We start from the raw sequence: 12,517 nt of genomic DNA, 5'->3' as shown, positions 1-12,517 counted from the left end.
GACCTATCCGCGGAACATATCCCGCCGCCGGCGCGATCGCGCCGGCAAAACCGCACCGCCGTTCCGGAAGTAAGGTAAAGTCCGCGCTTGGCCAGCGCACTGCCTGGCCACCGATCAGACCGACACTCCTGGACCCATGAAAAACATCCTCACCATCCGCGCCGCCTCCATCGCCGCGCAAGAAGCGGACGAAAGCTACATCGTCGGCTTCGCCGACAGCCGCACCCAGCCGCAGGAATACATCATCCTGCAGCGCTCCGTGGAGCCCGACGACGATGAGCCCGCCACGTACTTCCTCGAAATCAACGATGCCGAGACATCGGGCTACGGCGGCATCCAGAGCGCCGCGCTGGGCGAAAACAGCTTCACGCTGGTGCTGGCCGACGACAACGCGTACGCCGACGGTCTCGACGGCGTCACGATCACGTTCGACGGCGCCAGCGTGCCCGCCGACCTGAAGCACTACCTCGGCCAGATATTCCAGGGCACCGACTGCACGTTCTCAGCAAACTAGCCGCGTATAATCGCCGCGCCATCACAAAGCAGAGTTCGTGTCCCACCACGGGGTCAGTCACCAAGTGGGACACGGGCTCATCCTGCGCCGCCGATCTTTAACCGATACCGCCATGAACGTCCGCATCGAGCCCAGCTGGAAACAGCAACTGCAAGCCCAGTTCGACCAGCCCTACTGGAACGAACTGACGCAATTCGTCCGCGAAGAATACGCCGCCGGCCACTGCTGCCCGCCCGGCAAGGACATCTTCCGCGCCTTCGACCTGACGCCGTTCGACAAGGTCAAGGTGGTCATCCTGGGCCAGGACCCGTACCACACGCCCGGTGCCGCGATGGGTTTTTGTTTCTCCGTCCCGGAAGGCAACCGCCCGCAGCCCAGCCTGCAGAACATGTTCAAGGAACTGGAAAGCGACCTGGGCGTGAAGCGTACCCGTACCGACCTGTCCGACTGGGCCGAGCAGGGCGTGTTCCTGCTGAATGCCGTGCTGACGGTGCGTGCGGGCAGCGCCGGTTCCCATGCGCGCAAGGGCTGGGAGACGTTTACGGACAGTGCCATCAGCACCTTGTCGCGCGAGCGCGAGCACCTGGTGTTCATCCTGTGGGGCAGCTATGCCATTGCCAAGAAGGCGCTGATCGACACGACCAAACACCACGTCATCACGTCGCCGCACCCGTCGCCGCTGTCGGCGCACCGCGGCTTCTTCGGCAGCAAGCCGTTCTCGCAGGCGAACGCCTACCTGGAGCGGACGGGGCAGGATCCGATCACCTGGGGATAAGGACGGGATCGTCGCGTGTCGGCAGCGCGGGATTAGCGTCCGCCGATGCTCGCCGTGGCGCTACCCATGGCGCCAGAAGCCCTCGTGCGCCACGCTGGCCTCTTCCTCGTGCAGCGGCCCGATGACCTGCGTGGGCCGCTGGCCGCTGGCGAACACCTGCCGGCATGGCAGCGACAGGGTCGGGTTTTCCGGGTCGCTGCCCGTCAGCCGCAGCAGCCGCGCTTCCGACAACGCATACACCACGCGCCCGACGCCGGCCCAGTAGGTGGCCCCGGCGCACATCGCACACGGCTCCGCGCTGCTGTACAAGGTAGCGCCGGCCAGCGCGGCCGGGCCGTATTGCGACGACGCCAGCCGCAGCGCGTTCATCTCCGCGTGTGCCGTGCGGTCCATGCTGGACGCGTTCATGGCCTCGGCGATGACGTGGCCGTCGGCCCCGACCACCATCGCCGCGAACGGGTGGTGGCCGCTGTCGCGCGAGCGTTGCGCCAGCGCGATGACCTCTTGCAGCCGGCGTTCGTCCTGTTCGGTCAACTGGCTCATTTCGGAATCTTGCCCTCGACGCCCTGCACGTACCAGTTCATCGACAGCAGGTCCTTCAACGGCAGCTCCGATCCTGCCGGCACCTTGACGGCGCCCGACTGGTCCTTCAATGGGCCCTGGAACGGACGCATCTTGCCGCTGGCCAGGGCCGTCTTCTTCTCCTCGAACACCTTGGCCGCATCGGCCGGCACAACGGGATTCAACGGCGACATCTTCACCATGCCCTCCTGCAGGCCGCCGCGTGTCTCGCCTGTCTTCCACGTGCCCGCCATGACGGCCTGCGCCGTCTTCGTATAGAAGTCGCCCCACTGGTTGGTGCTGGCGGTCAGGTGCGCCTTCGGTGCGAAGCGCTGCATGTCCGAATCCCAGCCAAACGCATACTTCCCCTTTTCCTGCGCGGCCTGCAGCGTGGCCGGCGAGTCGGTGTTTTGCGTCAGCACGTCGGCGCCCTGCGCGATCAGCGTCTCGGCCGCCTGGCGCTCCTTGGCCGGGTCGTACCAGCTGTTGACCCACAAGACCTTCATCTTGATGGCCGGGTTGACGCTTTGTGCGCCCAAGGTGAAGGCGTTGATGTTGCGGATCACCTCGGGCACCGGGAACGAGGCCACCATGCCCAGCGTGTTCGACTTCGTCATCTTGCCCGCCACGACACCCAGCAGGTAGGCACCTTCGTACATGCGCGTCTCGTAGACGCCCATGTTCTTGCCCGTCTTGAAGCCGGTCGCGTGCTGGAACACGACGTTCGGGAAGGCCCGCGCCACCTTCTCCGTCGCGTTCATGTAGCCGAACGAGGTGGTGAAAATCAGCTTGTTGCCGTCCGCCGCCAGCTTGCGGATCACGCGTTCCGAGTCCGCCCCTTCCGGCACGTTTTCGACATAGGTCGACTTCACCTTGCCGGCCAGCGCCTTCTCCATGGCGAGACGCCCCTGTTCGTGGGCATAAGTCCAGCCGGCATCGCCGACCGGGCCGATGTAGACAAAGGCGACCTTCAGCGGATCGGCCGCATGGGTGGGCGCGGCAACGGCAAGCGAGGCGGCCAGCGCGGCCAGGGCAAACAGGGTGCGACGGTTCATGACGGTCCTTTCAGGGTCGGGGATCAGAAGTGATACTCGGCGCGCACCATCGGCGTGCGTGCGGTGGCACCCGGCACCGTGCGGGCCGGGTTGCCGAACTTGTTTTTCCAGTACTGATATTCGAGGCCGACCTTGAACGTGTTCTTGGCCGCGCCCACGACGCCACTGAGGTCGTACATCAGCTGCATGTCGACGTTGATCTCGACGGCGGTTGGTCCGCCGAATTCGTTCCTGCCCTTGGTGCCGATGTAGTTGGCATAGCCCTCGAACGACAGCGGCACGCCCAGCGTGAACGGGATACCCCAGGCGGCCGTCAGCATCGCATGCGTGTCATAGCGATAGCGGTCGGTGGCCGTCTGCGTAAAGCCGTTGTAGGGCGCGTTCGATTCGTGCAGCGCCAGCAGGCTGACGTCGAGGAAACCGGGCACGTCGAACATCAGCGTGGGGCCCAGCACCAGCATGCGCTTCTTCGAGTTGTAGCCGGCGTCGGTCTTGCTGTTGATGTCGAAGCCCGCCGTCACGCCCACGCCGCGCACGGGGCCGAACGCCATCGCCTGGCCCGTCACCTTGCCCAGGTCCAGTGTGTGGCGATACACCGCGTATGCCTCGTGCGCCCCGCTGCGCGAACCGACCGCCGAAGGGTCGTTCTCGTCCGAGAGCAGGTAGTCCACGCTGAAGAAGTTCTTGCCGTACTTGTAGCCGCTGACATGGCTGAAGTTGACGACGTGCTTGACGATGTCGGCGCCGTTGTACGGCTCGGAGAACTTGCTGCCGTAGCGGTAGCTCAGCGACGTGTCGCTCCAGTCGGCCGCGTGGGCGGCGCAGGAGGCCAGCAGCAGCAGGCCGGCGGCGATGCGTGGTGTCTTCATGCTTGTCCTTGTTGTCGTGGTGAGGGCGATGTCCCGTACCTGTAGCAATTTGCGGACCAGCCCGGCAGGCAGGCGCGGCACCGTAATTTGCACGAGGTCAGTGCATTGTGCACACAATCGGCGCGCGATTTGTATGCAATTTTCCACATCAGTAACCCGCCAGTGCGTCGGCCAGGCTCAGCTTGCGTTCCGGGGCGCCCAGGTGCAGGCGCCCTTCGATCTCCACCAGGTGGTGGTCGATCAGAGCCACCGCGTTCGCCACGTCACCCTGTTCGATCAGGGCCAGCAAGCGCTCGTGCTCGTCGTTGCCGCACATCGGCACGCCCGGGTTCTCATACAGCGCGATGATCAGCGACGAGCGCGACACCAGTTCCACCATGAAGCGCTGCAGCACTGCGTTGCCCGCCAGCTCCGCCAGCAGCAGGTGAAACTCGCCGCCCAGCCGGATCCAGGCGGCCCGGTCGCCACTGTGGCGCGCTTGCTCTTCCGCCGTGATCGCCGCGCGGATGCGCTTCAGCGAAGCGGGCGTGCGGTGCTCGATCACCAGCGGCAGCACCGTGCGTTCCAGTGCCCGCCGTGTGGTAAAAATGTCACGTGCCTCCTGCGGCGACGGCGAGGCGACGACGGCGCCACGGTTCGGCCGCAGCACGACGATATGGTCGTGCGCCAGGCGCTGCAACGCCTTGCGCACCGTGGTGCGGCTGACCTGGTACAGCTCGCACAGCTCCGCCTCGGCCAGACGCGTTCCGGGCGGCAGGCGGTGGCTCATGACGGCGTTGACGACGGCGCCATGGATGCGCAGATCGACCGCCGAACTGCCGCGCACCGTCGCGCGCGGGGGGGATGTGGATTGAGTCATAGCGCTCCTCTGTGCACGTTCCTGGTGATTTTGTCGACAGTATTGGTGCATTATGTATACGAAAATGCCCATCTGCGGTGGCATGCAAATTGCGTGCTCAGTCTTCGTTCGCTGCCGGGCACTATTGCCAAGAAAATGGGGACAGACCCCATTTTTCCGGCAACGATCCGCCGTCCCATCCTCGATGAACGAAGGAGCCGTCATGACCGACCCCCGGGCCCCCGAGCCCCGCCTGCGCCTGCTGGGCATCACCAAGGTATATCCGTCCGTGGTGGCCAACGCCGACGTCGACCTGACCGTGCTGCCTGGCGAGATCCACGCCGTGCTGGGCGAGAACGGCGCCGGCAAGAGCACGCTGATGAAGATGATCTACGGCGTCACGCAGCCTGACGCGGGCGAGATCCTGTGGGAAGGCCGCCAGGTCGACATCCCGTCCCCGGCCGCGGCGCGCCGCCTCGGCATCGGCATGGTGTTCCAGCATTTCGCGCTGTTCGAGACCTTGACGGTGGCGGAAAACATCGCGCTGGCGCTGGACGAGAAGATCGCCCCGGCCGCGCTGGCGCCGCGCATCCGCGAGGTCTCGGCGCGCTATGGCCTGCCGCTGGACCCGGCGCGGCGCGTGCACAGCATGTCGGTCGGTGAGCGCCAGCGTGTCGAGATCGTGCGCTGCCTGCTGCAGTCGCCGCGCCTGTTGATCATGGACGAGCCCACGTCGGTGCTGACGCCGGACGCCGTGCAGAAACTGTTCGTCTCGCTGCGCCAGCTGGCGGCCGAAGGCGTCAGCATTCTCTACATCAGCCACAAGCTCGACGAGATCCAGGCCTTGTGCGACCGCGCAACGATCCTGCGCGCCGGCCGCGTCGCCGGCACCGCCACGCCGCGCACGCAGACGGCGCACGCGCTGGCCGAACTGATGATCGGCGGCGACCTGCCGACCTGCACCGTGGCGCCGCGCGCGCCCGGCGAAGTGCGCCTGGCACTGGCAGGCCTCAGCGTCGCCAGTCCCGACCCGTTCGGCACGCATCTACGGGACATCACGCTGGACGTGCACGCCGGCGAGATCGTCGGCCTGGCCGGCATTTCCGGCAACGGCCAGCAGGAACTACTGAAAGCCATCTCCGGCGAAGCGCCGGTGCCGCAGGCGGACAGCATCCGCCTGCTGGGACGCAGCGTGGGCCGGCTGGGCGCCGCCGCGCGCCGCCGCCTGGGACTGGGCTTCGTGCCGGAAGAGCGGCTGGGCCGCGGCGCGGTACCGGACCTGTCGCTGGCGGACAATGCGCTGCTGACGGGGTATCTCGCGCCGTCCAGCGGCATGCTGCGCCATGGGCTGGTGCGGCGCGGTGCCGTGGCCGCCTTCGCGGCCCGCGTCATCGAGCGCTTCAAGGTGAAATGCGGTGGCGCCGGCGCGGCGGCCACCAGCCTGTCCGGCGGCAACCTGCAGAAGTTCATCGTCGGCCGCGAGATCGGCCTGGCGCCGCAGGTGATGGTGCTGGCGCAGCCCACCTGGGGCGTCGACATCGGCGCCGCCATGCTGATCCGCCAGGCCATCGTCGACCTGCGCGATCAGGGCGTGGCGATCCTGGTCGTCTCCGAGGAGATCGACGAGCTGTTCATGCTGTGCGACCGCATCGCCGTGCTGGCGCAAGGCCGCCTGTCGCGCGCCGTGCCGGTGGCCGACGTGACCGTCAACCAGATCGGCAGGTGGATGAGCGGCGATTTCGCCGCCGCTCGCACCGATGCCGCGCAAACCGAAGGAGCAGCCCATGCCGCGGCTTGAATCCCGCCCCGAACCGTCGCGCGCCATGATGCTGGCCTCGCCGCTGCTGGCCGCGCTGGCGATGCTGGCCACCGGCTCGTTGCTGTTTCTGTTCCTCGGCCAGGAGCCGTTGCATGCGTTCTACGTCTACTTCATCAAGCCAGCCAGCACTGCCTACGGCATAGGGGAACTGCTGCTGAAGGCGACACCGCTGATCCTGTGCGGCGTGGGCCTGGCGATCGGCTTTCGTGCGGACGTGCACAACATCGGCGCGGACGGCCAGCTGACGATGGGCGCCATCGCGGCCGGCTGCGTGGCGCTCTACTTCGATGGCGTCGAGGCGCGCTGGGTGCTGCCGCTGATGCTCGTCGCCGGCGCGCTGGGCGGCATGGCCTGGGCCGCGATCCCGGCGCTGCTGCGCACACGCTTCAACACCAGCGAGATCCTGGTCAGCCTGATGCTGGTGTATATCGCCTACCTGTTGTTGTCCTACCTCGTGCACGGGCCGCTGCGCGACCCGGCCGGCTACAACTTCCCGCAGTCGAAGATGTTCGGCGAATCCGCCACCTTGCCGCTGCTGGTCGAAGGATTGCGCGTGAATGCCGCGTTGCCGCTGTCGCTGCTGTGCGTGCTGGGCGCGTGGTTCTTCTGCAAGCACACCTTTGCCGGCTACCGCATGCGCATCGGCGGCATGGCGCCGGCGGCCGCGCTGTATGCCGGCTTCTCGGCGCCGAAGAACGTGTGGCTGGCGTTCCTCGTCAGCGGCGCGCTGGCCGGCATCGCCGGCGTCGGCGAGGTGGCCGGGCCGCTGGGCCAGCTGCAGCCGTCCGTCTCGCCCGGCTACGGCTTCGCCGCCATCATCGTCGCCTATGTCGGGCGCCTGCACCCGGTCGGCGTGCTGCTGGCGTCCCTGCTGATGTCGCTGCTGTACATCGGCGGCGAGAGCGCGCAGATCGAATTGCAGCTGCCATCGGCCATCACAGGACTCTTCCAGGGCCTGCTGCTGTTCTACCTGCTGGCGGCCGACCTGTTCATCCACTACCGCTTCAAGCCGCGCCAGCGCGCCCTCACCAATCCTGCGGAGATCCCGGCATGAATTCCGACTACGTCATCGCCTTCCTGGCCAGCACCGCCGGTGCCGCCACGCCCCTGGTGCTGGCCTCCACCGGCGAACTGGTGGCCGAACGCTCCGGTGTGCTCAATCTCGGGCTGGAGGGCATCATGCTGGTGGGCGCGGTGGCCGGCTTCTCGGTGACGCTGCATACGGGCTCGCTGGGCCTGGGCTTGCTGGCCGCGCTGGCGGCCGGCATGGCGCTGGCGCTGGTGTTCGCGTTTCTCGTGCTGACCTTGCAGACCAACCAGGTCGCCACGGGGCTGGCGCTGACCTTGTTCGGTATCGGCCTGTCGGCCTTCCTGGGGCGCGACCTGGTCGGCCAGACCGTCACGCCGCTGCCGCGCCTGGACCTGCCCATCTTGTCGGAGCTGCCGTTCGTCGGTCCGCTGCTGTTCCGCTTCGACGGCGTCGTCTACGGCTCGCTGGCGCTGGTGGCCATCGTCGCCTGGCTGCTGGCGAAGAGCCGCATCGGCCTGCAGATCCGCGCGGTCGGCGAGGCGCCGCACAGCGCCCATGCGATCGGCATGCCGGTGGTGCGGCTGCGCTATGCCAGTGTGTTGTTCGGCGGCGCGCTGGCGGGGCTGGGCGGCGCCTACCTGTCGCTGGCATTGACGCCGATGTGGGCCGAGGGCATGACCGCGGGGCGTGGCTGGATCGCGCTGGCGCAGGTGGTGTTCGCCACCTGGAAGCCGCGCGGCGTGGTGCTGGGCGCCTACCTGTTCGGCGGCGTCACGGTGCTGCAGTTCCACGGCCAGGGCCTGGGGCTGGCGGTGCCGTCCGAGTTCCTGTCGATGCTGCCGTATCTCGCCACGATTGTCGTGCTGGTCATCATCTGCCGCAACCCGCAAACGATCCTGCTGAACAAGCCGATGTCGCTGGGGCAGAATTTCCGGGCCGATTAGAACGCCCGTGCGAATCTGGTTTATGATGGATTTTTCAGTAACGAATAATAACCATCATGGCAGACACCAAATTCAACCCGGAGTACTTCAACACCTTCGCCAACGGCACCTTGCCGGACCACCTGGGCATCCGCATCACTGCCACCGGCCAGGGCGAGCTGTCGGCGGAGCTGGAGATCGCCAAGCACCACCTGGCGCCGAACGGCTACCTGCATGCCGGCACGGTGGTCACGCTGGCCGACACGGCCTGCGGCTACGCGTGCTTCTCGCACCTGCCGGAAGGCGCGCAGAACTTCACGACGATCGAACTGAAGTCGAACCACCTGGGCACGGCGCGCGACGGCGCGATCGCCGTCACGGCCAAGGCGGTCCACCTGGGGAAAACGACGCAGGTATGGGATGCGATAGTGACGAACAAGGCCAACGGCAAGACGATCGCGCTGTTCCGCTGCACCCAGATGGTGCTGTACCCGGCGCAGTAAGCCATGCTGTACGTGGGGCTGGCGATCATCGTGGCGGGCATCATGGCCGCGCTGTCGCCGCTCGCGCGCGAGTGGTATCGGGCGCGCAAAGCCAGGGAAGAGGACGAAAAGAAGCGCTGAAGCGTCAGCCCCGCAGCGCCTTCTCCAGCAGCTTGTGCAAGGCCGCGAACTCCGGCTTGCCCACGTAGCGCTTGAGGATCTTGCCGTCCTTGTCGATGACGAAGGTGGTCGGCGTCATCGACACGTCGCCGTAGGCCTTCGCGGCCTCGCCCGTCACGTCCAGCGCGACCTTGAACGGCAGCTGGCGCGTTTCCGTGAAATTGACAACGTAGTTGGGCGGGTCGTACTTCATCGCCACGGCGATGAATTCCAGGCCCTGGCCCTTGTACTTGTTGTACGTGTCGACCATTTCCGGCATCTCGGCCACGCAGGTGGTGCAGGACGTGGCCCAGAAATTGACCATGACGACCTTGCCGCGCAGCTCTTCCGGCGTGATGCGGCCGCCCTTGATATCGATGAAGGTGACCGGCGGCGCCGTCGGCGCGCTGTTCAGCGATTGGTAGGCGGCGAAGCCGGCGGCGGCCAGCAGCGCTGCCGCGATGGCCGGCTTGACCCAGGCTTTCGAAGACGTCGTCATGGTGTTACCTCGAGGTGCTTACCCCTGCGGGGCAGGATTCGGCTGGTACTGCTTCCACTCTTCTTCCGTGATGTACTCGAACACGCGCACCACTTTCGTCACGCCGTCCACGCCGCGCGCGATCTCGGTGGCCTTGTTGGCTTCGCGCTGCGTCACGCGGCCCATCAGGTAGACGATGCCGCGCTCGGTGACGACCTTGAACGAGTTGGCCGAGATGTCCTTCGCATCGACCAGGCTGGCCTTGACCTTGGTCGTGATCAGCGCGTCGTTGGAACGGGACGTGTAGCTGGCCGGGCCGGCGATCTCCAGTTCGTTGACGACCGACTGCACGCCCTCGATGCCCTTCACCTCGCGCTCGACGGCGGCCTTCATCGCCTCGTCGCGCACTTCACCCGTGACGAGCGCCTTGCGGTTGAACGAGTTGACGTTGACGTGCCCCGCATCGCCGACCACGTTACGGATGCGCACATCGGCCTTGACGGCGATGGCCTTGTCCTCGGTCTGCGCGCCGAAGGTGCGGCGGTCGGACGCGGCCATCGTGCCGGCGACGGCACCGCCGGCGACCAGCGCCACGCAGCCGGACAGGCTGCTCATCATCATGCCGCCCAACAGGGCGGCGGCGACCGGACGTTGCAGGCGGCGCAGCAGGGCTTTACTCATTCACGTCTCCTCCGAACAGGGCGACGTCGATGCCGTCGCAAATGCAATGGATACAGGTCAGGTGCACTTCCTGGATGCGCGCGGTGCGCTCGGCCGGCACGCAGATGTGCACGTCCGCGTCGGTCAGCATCTTGCCGATGGCGCCGCCGCCCTTGCCCGTCAGCGCCACCACGCGCATTTCGCGTTCCAGCGCCGCTTCGATGGCGGCCATCACGTTGGCCGAATTGCCGGAGGTGGAGATGGCCAGCAGGATGTCGCCGGCCTGGCCGAACGCCTGCACCTGCTTGCTGAAGATCTCGCGGTAGCTGTAGTCGTTGGCGACGGCCGTCAGCAGCGACGTGTCGGTGGTCAGGGCCAGCGCGGGCAGCGGGAAGCGCTCCCGCTCGAAACGGCCAACCAGCTCGGCAGCGAAGTGCTGCGAGTCGGCCGCCGAGCCGCCATTCCCGCAGGCGAGAATCTTGTTGCCGTTGGAGAGGGCTGCGAACATCAGTTCGATCGCCTGCGCAATCGGTTGCGCCAGGACGGTTGCGGACTGAATCTTGGTTTCGGCACTTTCGTGGAAGTGCGAGAGGATGCGTTGATTAGTCATAGTCATTGGATTATATAGTGCGGCGCGGCCAGCCGCCCCGCAAGCGCCGTTAAATCTGCTTACACCTGTGCGATAACGACGGGAGGCGGTGTTATGAAAATTGCACGTCGCGCAGCCACTCGATGCGGCCTGCGTCGATGGCGATCACGTCGAAGCGGCAGGGCGGCACGCGCGGGTAACGCAGCAGGAAGGTCTCGGCCGCGTGCACCAGGCGGCGCTGCTTGGCCGGCGTGATGCTGGCGGCCGCGCCACCGAAGCCGCGGCTCTGGCGCCGCCGCACTTCGACGAAGACCAGGCAGGCGCCATCGCGCATGATGAGGTCCAGCTCCCCGCCCTGGCAGCGGAAATTGCGCTCGACCAGCGCCAGCCCCTGGCGCAGCAGGTGGGCCAGGGCGGCGTCCTCGCCCTGCTGGCCCTTGTCCTGCTGCGCGGTGCGCGGCATGGGACGCCTCTGCTGCTGGTTACTGCTGGCTGCTTGCCGGCGGCAGCGGCACGGCCACGCCGTTGCGGTAGACGGCGGCCGGCTCGACGCGGCGGAACTTCGCCGGGCCGTTGCCGAAGTCGATGTCCAGCCGGCCTGTCACGCCGTCCAGCACCAGCGGCTGGCCGGGTTTCAGGGCGATCTCGCGCGCCACGCGGAAGGCGTCGATGCCCAGCGCGTACAGCCGCTCCATGTCCGCCGACAGGCGTGCCTCGTCACGCGGCTCGGGGCGCGGGTAGGTCATCACGGCGGGATGGTCGCGCTGGACCTGCCACGGCAGGTCCAGCAGCCGTACGCCATCGAGCTCGGCGCCCTGCAGCAGGTTGACGCGGCCGGGATTGAGCGACGAGGTGCCATACAGCGGAATATCGCCCAGCGGCGGCGCGTTCAAGGCGGTGCGCAGCTGGCGCGCCTGGTCGGCGTCCAGCGCGGCAAACAGCAGCTCGACCGGCTCGCTGGCCAGGCGCGCGCGCAGCGCCGTCAATTCTGGATCGCTCAGGTAGCCGTTCGGCGTGCTCAGCTCCAGCGTCTTGGCCGCGTGGCCCAGCCGCTGCCACTGCGCGTTGAACGCGTTGGCGATGCGGCGCTGCCATTCCTTGCCGCCGGAGAGGATCAAGGCCTCGCCGCCGGGGTGGTCCTGCGCGGCCCAGTCGGCGACCTGGCGCGCTTCGTCCTCGATCGACAGGCCGATGGTCAGCAGCTTGGCGGGCAGGCTGGCGTCGTCACGGCCTTCCGGGCGGTTCAGCGCGATCGTCGGCTTCGTCACCAGCGCACTGGCCGCCAGGGCGGTGACGGCCGAGCGGGCCAGCGGGCCGACGACGATGTCGTTCTGGCCCAGCGCGGCCTGGTAGGCCGGCAGCACCTCGTCGGGCGCGTCGCCCGTTTCGATGACGGCCACGTCGAAGCCGGTCTTGTCGCGCTCCCACGCGGCCATGAAGCCGGCGCGCAGCGCGTCGGCGGCCTGGCCCAGCGTTTCCGAACGCAGCGGCAGCATCAGGCCAATGCGCACGACCTGGCCGGGCACGGCGGGCGTGGCTTCGTCCGTGGAGGTGCCAGGCGGCATGGCCACCGCGTAGACCTGCGCTTCCTCGGGCGGCGGCTCGGGCGGCCGGTCCGGCAGGCGCGTGCGCTCGACCGGCGGCGGGCTTGCCACCGTCTCGATAGGCGCGCACAATCCCCCCGGGCTGTCGCAGGGCGTGCTGCAGGCCGACAGCGCCAGCGCGGCGGTCACGCCCAGAACCAGTGTTTTTATCTTATTTGCCA

At 67.3% G+C, this 12,517-nt stretch carries 15 protein-coding genes; 6 read left to right on the top strand and 9 right to left on the bottom strand.

Annotated elements, in window-relative coordinates:
* Window positions 1-136 precede the first annotated feature (136 nt).
* Window positions 137-514 carry an Imm10 family immunity protein gene (locus E7V67_026710; GenBank protein WUR13236.1) on the top strand — a complete coding sequence of 126 codons (378 nt, stop codon included), beginning with the start codon at window positions 137-139 and terminating at the stop codon, window positions 512-514.
* Window positions 515-626: 112 nt separating this feature from the next.
* Complete coding sequence (gene ung, locus E7V67_026705; protein ID WUR13235.1) at window positions 627-1,289, top strand: uracil-DNA glycosylase; 663 nt, start codon at window positions 627-629, stop codon at window positions 1,287-1,289.
* Between the two features lie 60 nt (window positions 1,290-1,349).
* Here the strand turns inward: ung and E7V67_026700 are convergent, their stop codons facing one another.
* From E7V67_026700 to E7V67_026685, 4 genes are all read right to left on the bottom strand, one after another.
* Window positions 1,350-1,832 (bottom strand): nucleoside deaminase, encoded by a 483-nt coding sequence (locus tag E7V67_026700; protein WUR13234.1) that lies wholly within the window; start codon window positions 1,830-1,832, stop codon window positions 1,350-1,352.
* On the bottom strand, window positions 1,829-2,905 hold the full coding sequence (locus E7V67_026695) for a BMP family ABC transporter substrate-binding protein (protein ID WUR13233.1): 1,077 nt from the start codon (window positions 2,903-2,905) through the stop codon (window positions 1,829-1,831). The genes E7V67_026700 and E7V67_026695 overlap by 4 nt, the downstream gene beginning before the upstream one ends.
* 23 nt (window positions 2,906-2,928) lie before the next feature.
* Window positions 2,929-3,774 (bottom strand): outer envelope protein, encoded by an 846-nt coding sequence (locus E7V67_026690; GenBank protein WUR13232.1) that lies wholly within the window; start codon window positions 3,772-3,774, stop codon window positions 2,929-2,931.
* Between the two features lie 148 nt (window positions 3,775-3,922).
* Window positions 3,923-4,633 (bottom strand): GntR family transcriptional regulator, encoded by a 711-nt coding sequence (locus tag E7V67_026685; protein WUR13231.1) that lies wholly within the window; start codon window positions 4,631-4,633, stop codon window positions 3,923-3,925.
* 202 nt (window positions 4,634-4,835) lie between these two features.
* On the opposite strand from E7V67_026685, the gene E7V67_026680 reads away from it, so the two are divergent.
* Genes E7V67_026680 through E7V67_026665 form a run of 4 tightly spaced genes read left to right on the top strand, consistent with a single transcriptional unit; the run spans window position 4,836 to window position 8,887 of the window.
* Window positions 4,836-6,410, top strand: a complete 1,575-nt coding sequence (locus E7V67_026680; protein ID WUR13230.1) for an ABC transporter ATP-binding protein — start codon at window positions 4,836-4,838, stop codon at window positions 6,408-6,410.
* A complete protein-coding gene (locus E7V67_026675; protein WUR13229.1) occupies window positions 6,397-7,485 on the top strand; it encodes an ABC transporter permease in 1,089 nt (362 codons plus the stop codon). The genes E7V67_026680 and E7V67_026675 overlap by 14 nt, the downstream gene beginning before the upstream one ends.
* Complete coding sequence (locus E7V67_026670) at window positions 7,482-8,405, top strand: ABC transporter permease (protein ID WUR13228.1); 924 nt, start codon at window positions 7,482-7,484, stop codon at window positions 8,403-8,405. Before E7V67_026675 ends, E7V67_026670 begins: the two co-directional genes overlap by 4 nt.
* 56 nt (window positions 8,406-8,461) lie before the next feature.
* Complete coding sequence (locus tag E7V67_026665) at window positions 8,462-8,887, top strand: PaaI family thioesterase (protein ID WUR13227.1); 426 nt, start codon at window positions 8,462-8,464, stop codon at window positions 8,885-8,887.
* A gap of 124 nt (window positions 8,888-9,011) precedes the next feature.
* Here the strand turns inward: E7V67_026665 and E7V67_026660 are convergent, their stop codons facing one another.
* The 5 genes from E7V67_026660 to E7V67_026640 all read right to left on the bottom strand — a co-directional run bounded on the left by E7V67_026660 (window position 9,012) and on the right by E7V67_026640 (window position 12,485).
* Window positions 9,012-9,524 carry a TlpA disulfide reductase family protein gene (locus tag E7V67_026660; protein WUR13226.1) on the bottom strand — a complete coding sequence of 171 codons (513 nt, stop codon included), beginning with the start codon at window positions 9,522-9,524 and terminating at the stop codon, window positions 9,012-9,014.
* Window positions 9,525-9,542: 18 nt separating this feature from the next.
* The gene (locus E7V67_026655) at window positions 9,543-10,184 is read right to left on the bottom strand and encodes a BON domain-containing protein (protein WUR13225.1); all 642 of its coding nucleotides are present in this window, start codon (window positions 10,182-10,184) and stop codon (window positions 9,543-9,545) included.
* The gene (locus E7V67_026650; protein WUR13224.1) at window positions 10,177-10,773 is read right to left on the bottom strand and encodes a phosphoheptose isomerase; all 597 of its coding nucleotides are present in this window, start codon (window positions 10,771-10,773) and stop codon (window positions 10,177-10,179) included. The genes E7V67_026655 and E7V67_026650 overlap by 8 nt, the downstream gene beginning before the upstream one ends.
* A gap of 91 nt (window positions 10,774-10,864) precedes the next feature.
* Complete coding sequence (locus E7V67_026645) at window positions 10,865-11,215, bottom strand: YraN family protein (GenBank protein ID WUR13223.1); 351 nt, start codon at window positions 11,213-11,215, stop codon at window positions 10,865-10,867.
* A 19-nt stretch (window positions 11,216-11,234) separates the two neighbouring features.
* On the bottom strand, window positions 11,235-12,485 hold the full coding sequence (locus tag E7V67_026640; protein WUR13222.1) for a penicillin-binding protein activator: 1,251 nt from the start codon (window positions 12,483-12,485) through the stop codon (window positions 11,235-11,237).
* Window positions 12,486-12,517 lie beyond the last annotated feature (32 nt).

The organism is [Empedobacter] haloabium (assembly GCA_008011715.2).
GTDB classification, from domain to species: Bacteria; Pseudomonadota; Gammaproteobacteria; order Burkholderiales; family Burkholderiaceae_D; genus Rugamonas; species Rugamonas haloabia.
This window is presented reverse-complemented; position numbering and strand designations above follow the sequence as displayed.

Bases quoted from the DNA above. Each gene is read 5' to 3' on its own strand.
- E7V67_026710 (WUR13236.1), top strand. From the start codon at position 137: ATGAAAAACATCCTCACCATCCGCGCCGCCTCCATCGCCGCGCAAGAA.
- ung (WUR13235.1), top strand. From the start codon at position 627: ATGAACGTCCGCATCGAGCCCAGCTGGAAACAGCAACTGCAAGCCCAG.
- E7V67_026700 (WUR13234.1), bottom strand. From the start codon at position 1,832: ATGAGCCAGTTGACCGAACAGGACGAACGCCGGCTGCAAGAGGTCATC.
- E7V67_026695 (WUR13233.1), bottom strand. From the start codon at position 2,905: ATGAACCGTCGCACCCTGTTTGCCCTGGCCGCGCTGGCCGCCTCGCTT.
- E7V67_026690 (WUR13232.1), bottom strand. From the start codon at position 3,774: ATGAAGACACCACGCATCGCCGCCGGCCTGCTGCTGCTGGCCTCCTGC.
- E7V67_026685 (WUR13231.1), bottom strand. From the start codon at position 4,633: ATGACTCAATCCACATCCCCCCCGCGCGCGACGGTGCGCGGCAGTTCG.
- E7V67_026680 (WUR13230.1), top strand. From the start codon at position 4,836: ATGACCGACCCCCGGGCCCCCGAGCCCCGCCTGCGCCTGCTGGGCATC.
- E7V67_026675 (WUR13229.1), top strand. From the start codon at position 6,397: ATGCCGCGGCTTGAATCCCGCCCCGAACCGTCGCGCGCCATGATGCTG.
- E7V67_026670 (WUR13228.1), top strand. From the start codon at position 7,482: ATGAATTCCGACTACGTCATCGCCTTCCTGGCCAGCACCGCCGGTGCC.
- E7V67_026665 (WUR13227.1), top strand. From the start codon at position 8,462: ATGGCAGACACCAAATTCAACCCGGAGTACTTCAACACCTTCGCCAAC.
- E7V67_026660 (WUR13226.1), bottom strand. From the start codon at position 9,524: ATGACGACGTCTTCGAAAGCCTGGGTCAAGCCGGCCATCGCGGCAGCG.
- E7V67_026655 (WUR13225.1), bottom strand. From the start codon at position 10,184: ATGAGTAAAGCCCTGCTGCGCCGCCTGCAACGTCCGGTCGCCGCCGCC.
- E7V67_026650 (WUR13224.1), bottom strand. From the start codon at position 10,773: ATGACTAATCAACGCATCCTCTCGCACTTCCACGAAAGTGCCGAAACC.
- E7V67_026645 (WUR13223.1), bottom strand. From the start codon at position 11,215: ATGCCGCGCACCGCGCAGCAGGACAAGGGCCAGCAGGGCGAGGACGCC.